The sequence below is a fragment of the Bacteroides sp. FSHCM14E1 genome, from assembly GCF_019633785.1.
GTDB classification, from domain to species: Bacteria; Bacteroidota; Bacteroidia; order Bacteroidales; family Bacteroidaceae; genus Bacteroides; species Bacteroides hominis.
Window position 1 is genome coordinate 453856 of sequence record NZ_JADKYL010000002.1, and the last position, 15137, is coordinate 468992.

The 15137-nt window shown below is 42.2% G+C and carries 14 protein-coding genes; 5 read left to right on the forward strand and 9 right to left on the reverse strand.

Annotated features, from left to right (window positions below):
- The first annotated feature begins 154 nt into the window (after positions 1-154).
- Entirely contained in the window at positions 155-1309 is a 1155-nt protein-coding gene (locus ISX59_RS04910) for a lactonase family protein (protein WP_032540886.1), read from the forward strand.
- A 112-nt stretch (positions 1310-1421) separates the two neighbouring features.
- Complete coding sequence (locus ISX59_RS04915; protein WP_005809893.1) at positions 1422-2606, forward strand: OprO/OprP family phosphate-selective porin; 1185 nt, start codon at positions 1422-1424, stop codon at positions 2604-2606.
- Here ISX59_RS04915 and ISX59_RS04920 read toward each other — a convergent pair.
- The 6 genes from ISX59_RS04920 to hpt all read right to left on the reverse strand — a co-directional run bounded on the left by ISX59_RS04920 (position 2545) and on the right by hpt (position 7193).
- The gene (locus tag ISX59_RS04920) at positions 2545-3276 is read right to left on the reverse strand and encodes a M23 family metallopeptidase (RefSeq protein ID WP_220575713.1); all 732 of its coding nucleotides are present in this window, start codon (positions 3274-3276) and stop codon (positions 2545-2547) included. The genes ISX59_RS04915 and ISX59_RS04920 overlap by 62 nt on opposite strands.
- Before the next feature lie 9 nt (positions 3277-3285).
- Positions 3286-3951: a B3/4 domain-containing protein gene (locus ISX59_RS04925; protein WP_032540887.1), complete on the reverse strand. Its 666-nt coding sequence runs from the start codon at positions 3949-3951 to the stop codon at positions 3286-3288.
- Positions 3952-3972: 21 nt separating this feature from the next.
- Positions 3973-4785, reverse strand: a complete 813-nt coding sequence (gene pgeF, locus ISX59_RS04930) for a peptidoglycan editing factor PgeF (RefSeq protein WP_032540888.1) — start codon at positions 4783-4785, stop codon at positions 3973-3975.
- Positions 4782-5942, reverse strand: coding sequence for a GTPase ObgE (gene obgE / locus ISX59_RS04935; protein ID WP_032529872.1), 1161 nt, complete (start codon positions 5940-5942; stop codon positions 4782-4784). The genes pgeF and obgE overlap by 4 nt, the downstream gene beginning before the upstream one ends.
- An 85-nt stretch (positions 5943-6027) precedes the next feature.
- Positions 6028-6597, reverse strand: coding sequence for an adenylate kinase (locus tag ISX59_RS04940; RefSeq protein WP_005809902.1), 570 nt, complete (start codon positions 6595-6597; stop codon positions 6028-6030).
- Between the two features lie 59 nt (positions 6598-6656).
- The gene (gene hpt, locus ISX59_RS04945) at positions 6657-7193 is read right to left on the reverse strand and encodes a hypoxanthine phosphoribosyltransferase (RefSeq protein ID WP_005809904.1); all 537 of its coding nucleotides are present in this window, start codon (positions 7191-7193) and stop codon (positions 6657-6659) included.
- A gap of 247 nt (positions 7194-7440) precedes the next feature.
- Between hpt and ISX59_RS04950 the strand changes: the two genes are divergently transcribed.
- The 3 genes from ISX59_RS04950 to ISX59_RS04960 are packed head-to-tail and all read left to right on the forward strand — an operon-like array spanning position 7441 to position 11707.
- The gene (locus tag ISX59_RS04950) at positions 7441-9504 is read left to right on the forward strand and encodes a TonB-dependent siderophore receptor (RefSeq protein ID WP_032540889.1); all 2064 of its coding nucleotides are present in this window, start codon (positions 7441-7443) and stop codon (positions 9502-9504) included.
- A 21-nt stretch (positions 9505-9525) separates the two neighbouring features.
- Positions 9526-10179 carry an HmuY family protein gene (locus ISX59_RS04955; RefSeq protein WP_032540890.1) on the forward strand — a complete coding sequence of 218 codons (654 nt, stop codon included), beginning with the start codon at positions 9526-9528 and terminating at the stop codon, positions 10177-10179.
- Positions 10180-10192: 13 nt separating this feature from the next.
- Positions 10193-11707, forward strand: coding sequence for a PepSY-associated TM helix domain-containing protein (locus tag ISX59_RS04960; RefSeq protein WP_032540891.1), 1515 nt, complete (start codon positions 10193-10195; stop codon positions 11705-11707).
- A gap of 133 nt (positions 11708-11840) precedes the next feature.
- Here ISX59_RS04960 and ISX59_RS04965 read toward each other — a convergent pair whose 3' ends face one another.
- From ISX59_RS04965 to ISX59_RS04975, 3 genes are read right to left on the reverse strand one after another with little or no spacing between them, the layout of a single operon-like run.
- The gene (locus ISX59_RS04965; protein ID WP_032540892.1) at positions 11841-12797 is read right to left on the reverse strand and encodes a glycosyltransferase family 4 protein; all 957 of its coding nucleotides are present in this window, start codon (positions 12795-12797) and stop codon (positions 11841-11843) included.
- Positions 12798-12800: 3 nt separating this feature from the next.
- A complete protein-coding gene (locus tag ISX59_RS04970; RefSeq protein ID WP_032540900.1) occupies positions 12801-13820 on the reverse strand; it encodes an NAD-dependent epimerase/dehydratase family protein in 1020 nt (339 codons plus the stop codon).
- Between the two features lie 2 nt (positions 13821-13822).
- Entirely contained in the window at positions 13823-15136 is a 1314-nt protein-coding gene (locus ISX59_RS04975; protein WP_032540893.1) for a UDP-glucose/GDP-mannose dehydrogenase family protein, read from the reverse strand.
- Position 15137: the final 1 nt, after the last annotated feature.

The following is a 15137-nucleotide window of genomic DNA, read 5'->3' on the forward strand; positions in this document are numbered from 1 at the left end:
AAGATAGGGAATATTCATCATAAAGAAAGAAAAAGAGGATGGATTTTAGATATTTTATTCATTCCGGAAAGAAACACAGGAGATTATACTAACTTTGTGTTTTCAGAATATAACGAAGGTAACCAACAAACCCTCAAAATAACATCTATTTATTATGGTCGAAAAAATCATTAGTATCTGTGCAGTCGGCATGCTTGTAGCCAGTTGTTCTCCAAAGAAGACAACCGCACAGCCGGCAGATCCAACAACAACTGACAACGAACTGACTATGCTGGTAGGAACATATACTTCCGGCGACAGTAAAGGCATTTACACTTTCCGGTTCAACGAAGAAACCGGAGAATCGGTACCACTCAGTGATGCAGAAGTTGCTAACCCATCATACCTCGTTCCGTCGGACGACGGAAAATTCGTTTATTCCGTCAATGAATTTAGCAAAGACCAGGCATCTGTGAGCGCCTTTGCTTTCGATAAAACCAAAGGAACGCTTCGCTTATTGAATACTCAGAAAACAATGGGGGCCGATCCGTGCTACCTGATCACCAACGGAAAGAATGTTATCACTGCCAACTATAGCGGAGGGAGTATCACTGTCTTTCCCATCGGAAAAGACGGTTCTCTGCTACCCGCCTCCGATGTAATCGAATTTAAAGGTTCCGGACCGGATAAAGAACGACAGACAATGCCTCATCTGCACTGCGTACGTATCACTCCGGATGGCAAATATTTACTCGCCGATGACTTAGGTACCGATCAGATACATAAATTCAATCTCAATCCGAATGCCAATGCCGATAACAAAGAGAAACTCCTGACAAAGGGTAATCCGGAAGCTTTTAAGGTTGCTCCGGGTTCCGGTCCCCGACATCTGATATTCAGTCCGGACAGCAAGTTTGCTTACCTTATTAACGAAATAGGAGGGACGGTAATAGCTTTCCGGTATACCGACGGAATGCTAGATGAAATTCAAACCATTGCAGCCGATACTGTAAATGCGCAAGGCAGTGGCGATATCCACATCAGTCCGGACGGAAAATATCTCTATGCCAGCAACCGCCTGAAAGCAGACGGAATTGCCATCTTCAAAGTCGACAAGACCAATGGTACCCTGACCAAGATAGGTTATCAGTTAACGGGAATCCATCCGCGTAACTTCATCATTACCCCCAACGGCAAATATTTGCTGGTAGCGTGCCGCGACACCAATACCATTCAGATATTTGAAAGGAACCAGACTACCGGACTATTGACCGATATCAAGAAAGATATAAAAGTAGACAAACCTGTTTGCCTGAAATTTGTAGACTAACAGAACAGGAACTTTAAGGAGAAACAGACAGTTTTACCTTGAAAAGACGAAAAGGAAGACGTTTTTTATTATTTTTGCATCACTTTTATTAACCCAAAGAGATTTCACAAATATGAAAAGACACGTCTTCCTTTTGGTAACCTTGTTTACCATGGGCACTATTACGGCCCAACAGCAACCCATTATTTCCCCAAACGACTCTATTTCTTCTGTAGTCCAACGCATCACCGGAAAAGAAAACAAAGGATTCTCCGCTCACATGAACCTGCAACTCTACACCTCATGTGCTGCTTCTTTTACCGAGAATGAATTAGAGGAGGTCGCTTTCAAACTTAATCGGTTCAAATTAGAAATTGTAGGAAATATCAACCAAAAGTTCTCTTACCATTTCCGTCAATCTTTTAATAAATACAGCAATCCCTTTGTACTGGACAACCTGTCTTCTTCCGTAGAGTATGCTTATCTGACCTATCATCTCTCCGACCGCTTTTCCATCACCGCCGGAAAACAGTTCCTCATGCTGGGTGGCTACGAATACTATGTCAATCCGATTAAAGTGCGTGAGTTCAGTGAATTTAATAATTATGTCAACTGCTTTCTGGCAGGTGTATCTGCCACCTGGAATGTAACCCCTACTCAGGAATTGAACTTCCAGATAGTAAACAACCGTAATGGTGGGGATGAAGATACCTATCTCCACGGGCTACCGGCAAATGTAGAAGCTACCAAAGTTCCCCTGATCTCAACTATCAACTGGAACAGTTACTATCTGGATAAAGCCATCCAGTTAAGATATGCCGCTTCATGGGGACAGCAGGCCAAAGGAAGAAACATCCTGTATCTCACTGCCGGAAACGTCTATGAAAAAGGGCCATGGATCGCTTATGTAGATTTGATGTACTCCCGACAGGGGATCGACAACAAAGGCATTATCAGTGCCTTACCCCACACTGACCTGGAAAATCCACAAACGGCCCAATATACCGAATACTTCACTACCATTGCCAATGTGGACTACCGTCTCCATCCCAATTGGAATGTATACTTGAAAGGTATCTACGAAACCGGTAAGATTTATAAAACAAACGGAATCTTTGAGAAAGGCACCTATCGTCGTACCTGGTGCGGGCAAGCCTGCGTAGAATACTATCCGATGCGAAACAGCGAACTATTGATCTTCCTCCATTATCAGTACAAACGGAACGAACTCCTGAAAGCTGCCCGCCGTTTAGAAGCTATAGACCCGAATACACAGCGGATTTCGCTAGGCCTGGTATATTCCATTCCGGTTTTTTAATACCGGGCAGTTCATAAAGGAAAGGCGAAAGAGTTTTATACTTAGGGGGAACTTTTTCGCTTTTCAAAGCTTTCACAATAATCCCTTTCCCCTTCTTCGTACATTGCAGATAATCCTGGCGCAAAGTGCGTTTATCCATATCAAAAATAAGACCGGGATTAAAATGTTGCCCGTTAATCCGCGTTTCGAAATGCAGATGTTCCGTAGTAGCCCGCCCGGTACGTCCGGTCAGGGCAATAGCTTTTCCCGCTTTCACAGCATCTCCGCTTTTTACCAGATTCTTCACATTATGACTGTACACCGTTTCCAACCCATTGGGATGGCGAATCACAATCACATTGCCGTATGCACCATAAGGTTTTGCCATACGTACCACTCCGTCAAAAGCAGCGCGAATCGTATCACGGGCACAAGTTTTTATATCATCCCCACTATGTCCGCCACGGGTTCCATAACCGGAAATGACTTTACCTCCCGGCAAAGGAAAAGAGTAATTCCGAGACAGGGAATTCAGATTGAGCATGATGCAATTCTCTTTAGCAAAAAGTCCCGGTGTAGCCACCCGGACATGATTAACTTCCATATCCGAGAATTTGGTTTGTGCACTGCGTTGTGCACTCGTACACAACGAAAACAGAGATAAAATCAAAAAAGTGTGTATGTTCTTCATGGACGCTTGTTATTCAAAATAGGTAATCGTTCCTCCGTCCGATCCTGCATATCTTCGCAATAAAGTCTGTATCATCCCGGCAGCCTCCTGCAATCCTTCCTTCCCATTATAACCATTAACGATGGCTAATATATGAGTCGTTTCCAGATCCATCTTTGTCCGCTCATTATCACTGGTAGGTGTTCCTATTCCTCCCACGGCATCGCGGTATACCGGAAGTCCCTCTATGTTCAGTACTCCACGGCCAATACCTTCGAAAGGCTCTTCTTTTTTGCCTATCCCCAGCTCCAGATTGGTGCCCGCTATCTTATCCGCATCAAAACCACCTATCGAATGCCCGGTCCGAAGAGAAACCAGATTGATCAAATCGACCAGAGTATCAATCTGATACAAGGTAATTCCCCGCATCAGCCTGCGACGTAATGCTTCGGCCGATGGGCGATATCTTCCGGGGTCTTTTCCACACCGTTTGTAAGCCTCACGTGTGGCAGCTATCACTGGTTGTTTTTTAATATCTTCCAACTGGGTTGTTGTAGTGAGCTTTTCTGTAAAAGATTGAATCTCCTCCCAAAGTCCTTCACAATAAGAAGTGTTTTTCACTTCAGCATATACAGCAGCTCCTGCAAAAACAGGACATGCTTCTTTTAACTCTTCCGATATAGTAATGGTATACATAATAAATCAAAATTTTGTCCATCAGCAGTTTATCATAATACCCGATAGAATACGTCCGGACTTTATGCCTAATCTTCTCGCTGAAAAGAAATCTTCATAATGGATGTAAGTACAGATATCCGCTACTTCAATCTGAACTCCCGGCACACCAAAGTCTAATAGTTGCTGCCGGTTTGCCTCCCATAAGTCAATATGGTACTTATGGGTAACCGAATGTCGGAAAGAGATACGCGACATATCAAAACCATTCAAACGAAAAGCTTCATAAACTTCGTCCCCTACTTCGAATGATTGAATAGAAATACCCGGGCCGATACATGCAATCACATCCCGTCCCTCCGTACCAAATGCCGCCCGCATTTTCTCAAGCGTGTGTCCCACGATATACCCCACAGTTCCCCGCCATCCGGCATGTACGGCTGCTACCCCCCCATGTACTTTATCATATAGCAGTACCGGAATACAATCTGCCGTTGAAATACCGATACAACACCCCGGTTCATTGGTAATCAATGCATCTATCCCGTCCAGCATTTCCTGTTGACATTCTATAGAAGTCTCCAGAAAATCCTTATTAATCAGAAGCACTTTTGTTCCATGCGTCTGGAAAGGGAGGATCAGATGTTTCGGTACTTGCGGTAACGATTGAAACAATAAAAGCTGATTCTTTTTTACTTTTTCAAATTCATCCCCCGAGTAAGGAGAACAATTAAAAGAAGCATACGCTCCCTCACTATAACCTCCATGTCGGGTCGTCACAAAATGAGAAATGTTGGGGTATGCGCCCAACAGCCCATACCCCAACATTTTCTTATCGTCGGTGAGTGAAATCATTTATCTTCCCAATCTTCTTCTTCGTATTCGTAATCCAGATCATCTTCATCACTATCGTCCTCATACTCATAGTCGAGTTCTTCATCCTCTCCCATGTCTTTGAGTTCCTGTTGCAGTCTGCTGACATCCTTCGGACGATGCACAATAGCCTCTATTTTATTGCTCTCTTTATTCAGTTCCGTCCACAGAATATCCTTCAATACTGAGATACCCAGACCAGATACGGACGAAATGAACACATGAGGGATTCCCTCAGGCAATGTCGGCTCTATTTCATCCATCAACTCCTGATCGAGCATATCACTTTTGGTGACTGCGAGTACCCGTTGCTTATCCAGCATTTCCGGATTAAACGTTTTCAGCTCGTTTAGCAGCACTTCATAATCTTTACGGATATCGTCACTATCTGCCGGTATCATAAACAGTAATAAAGAGTTACGTTCAATGTGACGTAAGAATCGTAATCCAAGCCCTTTACCCTCACTGGCTCCCTCGATAATTCCCGGAATATCTGCCATCACGAACGACTGTCCGTCACGGTAAGACACAATACCCAGGTTAGGCTCCAAAGTAGTAAACGGATAATCAGCTATTTTGGGTTTTGCCGCAGAAATAGCCGACAATAACGTAGACTTTCCGGCATTCGGAAAACCAACCAGACCTACATCTGCCAACAGCTTCAATTCAAGGATCACTGTCATTTCTTGCATCGGTTCACCCGGCTGGGCAAAACGGGGAGCCTGACGGGTAGCTGTCTTGAAATGCCAGTTTCCCAATCCGCCTCGGCCACCCTTCAGGAGAATGACTTCCTGTCCATGTTCCGTAACATCACATACATATTCTCCCGTTTCGGCATTGTAAACTACCGTACCACAGGGGACTTCAATAATCTTATCTGCGCCGTCTTTACCAAAACTGCGGTTCTTGCTCCCCGATTCTCCATGACCGGCCATAGCATGACGGTCATACCTCAGGTGAAGCAATGTCCAGTAGTTCCGGTTACCACGCAGGATAACATGGCCTCCTCTACCACCATCTCCTCCATCGGGACCACCGTTAGGAGTATATTTTTCTCGCCTCATGTGCGTAGAGCCTCTTCCACCCTTACCCGAGCGGCAGTATATCTTTACGTAATCAACAAAATTCGATTCAGCCATAATCAATAAATTTTCAATGTGATCATGTGCCGACATACCCATAATCCATGCTATCATCTTAATGAGCACATCGGCACATATATAATTATAATGTATCTACCGCTTTACAAATATCTTCGAAGATACCTTCCATGGTTCCAAGACCATTGATATGCTGGTATTTGCCTTCGCCTTTATAATATTCTTTCAACGGTGAAGTCTGTGTATTATATACAACCAGACGCTTTTTGATAGTCTCTTCATTATCATCAGCCCGACCTGATTCCTGACCACGCTTAATCAGACGAGTCATCAACTCTTCTTCCGGAACATCCAGATCCAGCATCACAGAGATATCCTGTCCACGTTCTTTCAACATCACTTTCAACGCCTCAGCTTGCGGAATAGTTCTTGGGAAACCATCAAAAATAACCCCTTTACTATCCTTAAAGCTATCGAATACGCTTGCCAGAATGTCTACCATCAATTCATCCGGAATCAACTGTCCCTGATCAATGTAGCCTTTAGCTGTTTTACCCAGCTCTGTGCCGTTTTTAATTTCTGCACGCAATACATCTCCTGTTGAAATGTGGTTAATTCCGTATTTCTCTACAATACGTTCGCTTTGTGTTCCCTTTCCTGAACCGGGAGCACCGAAAATTACAATGTTCAGCATCTTGTTAATTTATAATTCTACATTTTACCATTACTGGTATACCTATTATTTATTTTATGTTAGTCTATAACTGTATAAATATCCGGATAATTACGCCCGAAACCGTCGTAATCGAGTCCGTATCCTACAATGAAATCATTGGGAATATTCATTGCGACATATTCAATATTCAGATCCACCTTAAGCTTATCCGGCTTTACCAGCAACGAAGCAATGTGGATTTCCTGTGGCCCGCGCGTTCCCAGTGTTTCCAGCAAACGCTGCATAGTCAGTCCCGTATCTACAATATCTTCTACGATAACAACAGTACGTCCCGCTATATCTTCATTGATACCGATCACTTCTTTAATAGTACCGGTAGACGATACTCCCTGATAAGAGGCTAACTTTACAAATGAAATTTCGCAGGGAATCGTTATATGTTTCAGCAAATCGGCAGTAAACATGAACGAACCATTCAACACACTGAGGAACAAAGGGTTCTTACCTGCCAGGTCACGATTAATTTCATTCGCCACGCGAATCACTTCTTTTTGAATCTCTTGTTCCTTGATAGAAACAGTGAATAGTTTATCTTTTATCTGAATGGTATTCATAACCGGTTATTTTAAAAAAGTTGGTTGCAAAAATACGATTTTTATTCCACTCCTTACACCATCTCCTGCAAATTCTTTAAGAGAAGCGGCAGAATCCCTCCGATATGCGAGGTGAGAAAAGCCATCCGGAAGCAGAACTGATTATTTCGATGGAATTAGTATTAATCGTCATCTGTCTTTTACCTATTTTTAGGTATTTCACACTCTTTAAGTACCCTATATCTTTGCTGATCCAAAAACAAAGATTATGATAAGAACAAAATTTGCATTACTACTGACTTTTATAGGTGCACTCCCTTTAGCAGCACAGAATGTACGGCAAGAAAAGGACACAGTTTCTTATATGAATGATGATCCTTTCAACCTTGAACAAATTGTGGTTACAGCCACCCGAACTGAAAAAAAAATAAAAAATACACCGGTTATCACTCAGGTAATCACCGCAAAACAAATAGAAGAAAGGGGAACCGGTAACATCCAGGATCTCTTGACCCAGGAAGTACCCGGACTCAATTTTCAGGAAGTCGGTTATGGAACCAGTATCGACATACAGGGCTTGGGCTCCAAACATATCCTTTTCCTGATAGACGGTGAACGCATAGCAGGAGAAAACGGTGGCAACATTGACTATTCACGAATCAATCTTTATAACATCGACCATATCGAAATAGTCAAAGGGGCCTCTTCTGCCCTTTACGGCTCACAAGCTATGGGTGGAGTCATCAATATCATTACCCGTAAAGCCCAAAAGAAGTTTGAAGCCTCCGCAGGGATACGTTATGCGGGAAGAAACCAGCAAAATTATAAAGATACCCCCAAGGACCATTCACAATACAAGTACCGGACCCATTTAGATAAACCCAATCTGAACACCAATTTATCCCTTGGATTAAACTTAGGAAAATTCACGATGAACACCGATATACTTTATAAAAGTTTCGACGGATATCAATTATATGACAAAAAGCCGTTGGTAAAATTCTTCCCGGCCTATAACACCACAATTACCGAAGAACTCAACACAACTCCCACCAGCATATCGGGATACGAAGACGTGCAAGTAACCCATAAAATGGATTATCGTTTCAGTAAACGACTGAAGGTCCAGTTAAAGGGAAGCTATTATATGCTAAACAAGTATGATTTTCAAGCAGATAACATTTTCGAAAAATCAGAAGACTATACTTATGGGGGCACAATAGACTATACGATTTCCGATAAATCGGCTCTGGTTGCTTCTATTCATACCGACCATTACAATCGTTATGATAAATACGAATTGAAAAGCGGGCGCCGCCTTGAATATAAAAACAATATTATTCAGCCACGCGTCGTTTACACTACCACTGCATTGGACAAACAGACCATCACGGGCGGTTTGGAATTTTACAGAGAGTCATTGTTCAGTGATAAATTCGAAACCGGTGTAAAAGAGAACAAAAGCCAATGGTATGCTACCGCTTTCCTCCAGGACGATTGGAGTATCAACAAGCAATTCTCCGTTGTGGCGGGACTGCGATGTGACTATCATGAAAAATATGGTGCCAACGTCACTCCCAAAGCTTCTGTCATGTATAAAGTATTCCCATTCACAGTCCGCTTCAATTATGCACGCGGATACCGTTCACCCAGCATTAAAGAACTCTATATGAACTGGGATCACCTGGGGATGTTCTGGATATATGGCAACAGTAAACTGAAACCTGAAACCAACAATTATATATCACTTTCAGGAGAGTACGTGAATAGTTGGATCAATATCAATGCCAACATCTACAGTAACTGGTTCCGAAACAAAATAGAAGGAATGTGGAGTAATGACCAAACCGAACTCCATTATACCAATGTGGGGAAAAGTCATCTGGCAGGAGTTGAAACCATGTGCAAGGTACAGATAAACAGACACATCAATGTACACGGAGCTTACAATTACCTCTACACAAGCAAAGACGCTGACGGAGTCCGGTTAAGTTCTTCCAGTCCACATTCCGGCAACATCCGTGCCGAATACAATACACGTATCCCCCGTTATGCCACAGTTGTCAATCTGTCCGGCAATATCATGGGAAAAAAGAGATTCGACGTATTGGACGAACTCGAAATAGAGGGAAAGAAAGTAGAAGCCTACTATCAGGCTAAGGTGAACCCCTATTGTCTTTGGGATCTGACGGTGTCACAATACATCATGCAGAACCTGAGAATCACGGCAGGAATAACCAACCTGTTCGATTATACCTCAGACCGGGTAACCTTCAATACCTCTACCTCACCGGGAAGAAATTATTTTATCGCATGTAATTATACACTATAAATAAATTAAACTAAAACAAGTATGAACAACAAAAGCAAATTCAGATTCGCCATTCTATTATTTGGCGTACTATCAGCATTTATCAGCACCTCCTGCTCAGGTGACAATAACGGTTCTCTGCCCGACGATCCCTCACAGGGGGGAGATGCTTTACCAGTAAAACAGGTAAGCCTGAGCCGAAAAACAGCATATGGGAACGACTGGATTTATTATTCACTTGAAAAAGGAAAAGAAGTAAACGTCAGTGAAGAAACCCATGCCGAAAATACAGATTGGGATATCGCATTCAACCGTTACAATGTGCGTACCAACAGCGGCGCGTCCGGTAAGGGAAAAGGCGGTGCTTTACTCACGAATATCAAAGATATGGCAGCCTGTACGACAGTTCCTCAAGGAACATTCACTGTCGATGCATCCTATACCATTACCGCTCCCGGCACCGGATTTCCTCCTCCTACCATGGAGTCTACTGCCAACGAAGTACTTTGTAAAGCAATCACTTTTGCCGGCCCCCCTCCCACTTACACGCCAAGTGATTATGTATTTATCGTCCGCACAGCCAGTGGGAAATATGCAAAACTAAAAGCCAAAAGTTTTTATGATGACGAAGGCAATAGTGGCATTTATTCCTTTGAATACGCCATTCAGCCGAATGGCAGTACCAATTTAAACTAAGTAACAATCTCTAATGAAAAATTTCTGGAAGAAATACCATAAATGGGTAGGTTTGTTCTTTAGCTTCTTTATCCTGATGTTCTGTTTCTCAGGCATTGTACTCAATCACCGTACAATTTTCTCAAAAGTTGAAGTCAACAGAAACTGGATGCCGGAAAGCTATCACTACAGAAACTGGAATAATGGAATTATAAAAGGAACATTACGCCTTCCTGATGGGAAAATTCTAGCATATGGTAATGCAGGAGTCTGGCAAACAGACTCCTGTTTCATCACCTTTACCGATTTCAACCAAGGTCTGGTTCGGGGAATCGACAATCGCAAAATAAGTAATATCATCCGCCTTGCCAATAACGATATTTGGTGTGCCGGATTATACTCTGTCTATCTCCTGGACAAAAACAAATGGCAGGAGTATCCGATATCCGGAAATGAAGAACGAATCTCTGATATAACCCAACACGGAGATACGCTGGTCGTGCTCACACGTTCTAATCTGTATGCCAGTGTGTCTCCTTACCATCAATTCAGAAAAATAGAATTAAAAGCCCCCGAAAATTATTCACCGAAAACCTCCTTATTCCGTACCATCTGGCTCCTCCATAGCGGAGAGTTGTTCGGTACACCCGGCAAACTGGTAGTTGATTTTCTGGGAGTAGTATTAATCATTCTCAGTATAACGGGAATCATATATACTTTTCTTCCTTCATTCATTCGCCGAAGACACAGAAAAAGGCTCCCTGTCAAAACACAGGCAAAGGCCTTGAAAACTTCACTGAACTGGCACAATAAATTGGGTACATGGCTGATCGTACTGACCATATTGTTATCTGTTACGGGTATGTGTCTCCGACCGCCTTTAATGATACCTTTTGTTCTGGTGAACACGAACCCCATCCCCGGAACAACTCTTGATTCAGACAATCCGTGGCATGACAAACTCCGCAGTATCCGATGGGACGCATCAAAAAATGTCTGGTTATTGTCTTCGTCAACCGGTTTCTATCTTATAAACGACTTTACACTGCCACCGGTTAAATTAAAACGAACCCCACCGGTAAGTCCTATGGGAGTTAATGTGTTTTATCCGAAAAACCCGGACGAATGGTTAATCGGCTCTTTCAGCGGACTGTTTGTCTGGAATCCATCTACAGGAAGTGTTCTCGATTATTATACAGGCCACCCCCCGGCAGCAACTTACGGGAAACCGCTCGGCGGCAGTCTCGTTAACGGATTCACCAACGATTTAATCACACGGGAGGTAATCTTCGAATACGACAACGGAGCACGCAATAAAGAGAATAATTTAGCATTGCCGGCAATGCCTGTTTTTATGCAACAGCAACCCATGTCATTATGGAATTTCTGCTTAGAACTCCATGTCGGTCGCTGCTATTCACCTTTCTTAGGTGTTTTCTCGGATCTATTCGTTTTTATCTCCGGACTTCTGCTAACGTTGATTCTCGTTTCGGGATATATCGTGTATAAAAGACACCATAGACGAAGTAAAAAAATAAGGATGCATTAATTGCATCCTTATTAAAACAGTTTATAGAAACCGGAAAAGTAAGTTATAGCTTATAGAAGGGATTATCAGACATATCCTCCAACTATGAAAGGATTAATAACAACCATAACCAAGATTATCATAAATATAATAATTATCTTTTAGGTAAAAGATGCAAGTGAAAATATTTGCTCATAAAAACAATATATATTCCACTCAGCAAGATGATACAACCCAATAAATACCAATAACCATAATCCCGGCAATATAAATACCCGATGATAATTACAAATTGCGCAATCATATACACCAACGATACCGTTACGTGCGGTATTCTCAATTCATTAGCCATAATCTGATATAAGTGTTTCCGGTGCGGCAGACCAATATTTTCGTGAAGCATCAATCGATGAATGATAGTCAACACACTATCTACTCCATATACAGCAAGTAATACGAGCCAACTAAAATTCTCTGTTTTGATAATTAAACTTCCGATCAGAAAAAGGATCACAAAAGCTATACTGACCGCCCCAACATCACCGGCGAAGCATCTCGCTTGCTTGCGAAAATTAAAAAAACTAAAAACCAATACTGCGCAAAGCATGGTATAAATAAAGTCCGTTTCAACAAATGGAACATATACCCTATTTATATAGGCCAATGCTATCAGAATGATCAATGAGTATCCGCCTGTTATGCCATTAATGCCATCCATAAAGTTGTAAGCATTAATAATCCCAGTACAAATGATCAGGGCAACAAGGATTGTCCACCAAGGCAAGCTAAACAATCCCCATTGATAAAACATCAAAGCCATTGCCGTAAAATGAAAGACTAAACGCAATCCTTGCGAAGTAGAACGAATGTCATCTATAAAACTGATAAAAGTTATCAGACTCAAAGCCAGCATAAACCATGGATATTCAAAGTGGTTTGTGAGAAAATAGACCAACGCCCCAAAATAAAAGATGATCCCTCCCCCACGCAGTGTAATCCGGGTATGTGAACTACGTTCGTTAGGCTTATCGATAATGTTACACTTATCCGCAATACGGAAATAAAAAAGTTCTGCCAGGAATAGCAGAACTAAGATGATTAGATAGTACATAAGTTATTTAGTTTCTTCAAATGAACGAATGGTCTTCATCAATCCTTCTTTAGCCGTTACAGGTAATTTATCAATCCCGAGAGCGGCTTTGATCTTAGCGTTGCTTACCACATAATTTTCCGTCAATTTACGAAGTCTTTCCGTATTCAAAGGTAAATGCAGCAGAGTACCCAAGCCGGCACATCCTTCCATAAGCCCTTTGTTCATCTTCCAGATATGCGGCTGTTTTCCTATTGCTTCACACATGATGCCAATCAGTTCATTCGTTGACAGAGCTTCATCATCTCCTATATGGTAGATGCCCGTAGGCACATCCTGATTCAAAAGCCCCTCAATCACATAACAAAGGTTATTGATTGAAGTAAACGAACGACGATTATCAAAATCACCGAGAGGCCAAGGGATTCCCTTCTTCACTACGTTATATAATAAATTTAAATTTCCCTTGTTTCCAGGACCATGAATCATACAGGGACGAAGGATATATACCTGTTTATTCATAGCCGTCCTCCCCTTATCTTTCCCCAACCGCAAAGACTGATCCTCATCAATAGAAGCAGTTGGAAACATAAAATGCTCTTTTATATACTCTTCCGCCTTTATCTTGCTCTCCCCATAAGGACCAACCGGAGTCGGAATCACGTCTTCAGTAAGCACGTCTCCTACTACACTATCGGCAGCAGCTTTCACCGAACTAAAGAAAATGAATTTCTTGGCAGAAGACTCCAAAAAGAAATCGAATATCTTTTGAGTCAGACCGGTATTGATATCAAAATAGGACTGAGCAGCTGATTGGTTTTTCGTATCATGGGCCTTTCCGGCAAGATGAATAATGGCATCGAATTGGGGAAGAGTTTGAAAAGGAAAAGATGTGGGTTCGATATCTAGCCAAGAAAAAGTAGTTACGACTCCCTCTTTAGCAGGAGAAACAATATCAAGCCCATAAAAGATACAATTCTCTTTTAAAGCTTCAACCAAGTTAGAACCCACAAAGCCATGAATCCCTGTTACTAATATATTCATCATTACTGTCCAATACACGTATATTCAAAACCCATATCATGCAGTTCTTTCTTATCATAAATATTCCTACCATCGATAATCAAAGCACGATTCATCGTCTTTTTCAATACACCCCAGCTAGGCATACGAAACTCTTTCCACTCTGTAACCAGTAACAAGGCATCCGCATCAAGAACCGCATCATACATATCACTGGCATACTCTATGCTGTCCCCTATCCGCCGTTTACATTCTTCAACAGCAATAGGATCATAAGCTTTAACAAGACTGCCACAAGACAATATCTTATCTATTAGAACCAGAGCAGGAGCCTCGCGCATGTCATCCGTTTCCGGTTTAAAAGACAGCCCCCACAACGCAATACGCTTTCCCGAAAGATTTCCATCAAAATATCTGATCAATTTATTAAAAAGAATACTTTTCTGAGAATCATTCACTTCTTCAACAGCCTTGAGCACACGCATGGAATACCCATTCTTATCGGCCGTTTTTATCAGGGCTTTTACATCCTTAGGAAAACAAGAGCCACCATATCCACAACCCGGATATAGAAACTTACTACCTATTCGAGAATCAGCACCGATCCCCTTACGGACCATATTTACATTTGCACCAACCAGCTCACAAAGATTCGCAATATCGTTCATAAAACTAATACGAGTGGCCAACATAGAGTTTGCCGCATATTTTATCATCTCGGCAGAGGGGATATCAGTAAAGAGCAAACGATAATTATTCATCATGAACGGTTTATACAAACGCTCCATGATAGATTTGGCTCTCTCAGACTCGACTCCCACAACTACCCGATCCGGCTTCATGAAGTCATCAACGGCATCTCCCTCTTTCAGAAATTCAGGATTGGAGGCCACATCAAATTCAAGATTCAAACCGCGTTTATCCAATTCACCCCGAATCGTAGCTTTCACCTGTTGCGCTGTGCCGACAGGAACTGTGCTCTTCGTTACCACCAGTACATAATGGTTCATCGTTTTACCAATCGTACGGGCAACTTCAAGCACATACTTTAAATCCGCACTGCCATCTTCATCAGGAGGAGTACCAACTGCACTAAACACAACCTCAACATCATCCAAACATGAAGCTAAGGAAGTAGTGAACTTCAAACGCCCCGCATTGTAATTGCGGTGCACCATGTCTTCAAGTCCCGGCTCATAGATCGGAATTATGCCTTTTTTAAGATTATCAATTTTAGATTCCATCACATCAACGCATGTGACGTCTACTCCCATCTCAGAGAAACAGGTACCTGTAACCAAACCGACGTAACCTGTACCAACTATAGCAATCTTCATA